The following is a 1,250-nucleotide window of genomic DNA, read 5'->3' as shown; positions in this document are numbered from 1 at the left end:
TACTCGGGAAGTCCTTTGGTATGCACATCAATGATGAGATCGCCAACACGAGTGAACTTGGCGCTGTCATGGGTGGGTTGTTCGGCGGGCCAGTAGTCGGTTTTGCTGTCGGCTTAACCGGCGGGATTCATCGTTATTCCCTTGGTGGCTTTACCGACCTAGCCTGTGCTATTTCAACCACTGCTGAAGGCGTGATTGGTGGCTTGTTACATGTCTACCTTATCAAACGCAACAAGGGCGCATTGCTGTTCAACCCAAGCGTGGTGTTCAGCGTGACATTTGTTGCCGAAGTTGTGCAGATGATTTTGTTGTTGGCGGTAGCCAAACCCTTCGACCAAGCCTACGAACTGGTGTCAGCGATTGCCGCTCCGATGATCATTGCCAACTCGTTCGGTGCCGCACTTTTCATGAGCATCCTACAAGATAGAAAAACCATTTTTGAAAAGTACTCCGCTACCTTTTCACGCCGTGCGCTTACCATCGCCGATCGCTCCGTAGGCATTTTGAGCAACGGTTTTAACACCGAGAATGCAGAAAAAATCGCTCGTATCATTTACGAAGAAACCAAGGTTGGCGCAGTTGCAATTACTGACCAAGAGAAGATTTTGGCGTTTGTCGGTATTGGCGATGACCACCATAGACCGAATACGCCTATTTCATCGCAAAGCACATTAGATTCGATGGAGAAAAACGACATCATCTACCTTGATGGTACAGAGCGTCCGTATCAGTGTTCTTTGGCGAAAGATTGCAAACTCGGTTCGGCGTTGATCATTCCATTGCGTGCGGGTAAAGCGGTCATCGGAACAATCAAACTCTATGAACCTAAGCGTAAGCTGTTCTCAACCGCCAACATGTCAATGGCAGAAGGGATAGCTCAGTTGCTCTCCAGCCAAATTTTGTATGGCGATTATCAACAACAACAAGCGCTGTTAGCGCAGGCAGAAATCAAACTGCTGCACGCGCAGGTAAACCCTCACTTTTTGTTTAACGCGCTCAATACCATCAGTGCGATTACGCGCCGCGATCCAGATAAAGCCCGCGAATTAATTCAAAATTTATCGCACTTTTTCCGCAGCAACTTAAAGCAGAACATCAATACAGTGACACTGAAAGAAGAGCTTGCACACGTCAATTCTTACCTCAGTATCGAAAAAGCACGCTTCACGGATCGCTTGGAAGTAGAAATAGATATCGATCCAAAATTGCTCGATATCAAGCTGCCAAGTTTTACACTTCAACCCTTGGTG

1 protein-coding gene is annotated in these 1,250 nt (G+C 47.3%); it reads left to right on the top strand.

Annotated features, from left to right (window positions below):
- On the top strand, nt 1-1,250 hold a 1,250-nt coding region (locus tag R7Q46_RS24915; RefSeq protein ID WP_318077892.1), incomplete at both ends, for a sensor histidine kinase.

It is taken from the genome of Vibrio sp. 811 (assembly GCF_033339195.1).
This window is presented reverse-complemented; position numbering and strand designations above follow the sequence as displayed.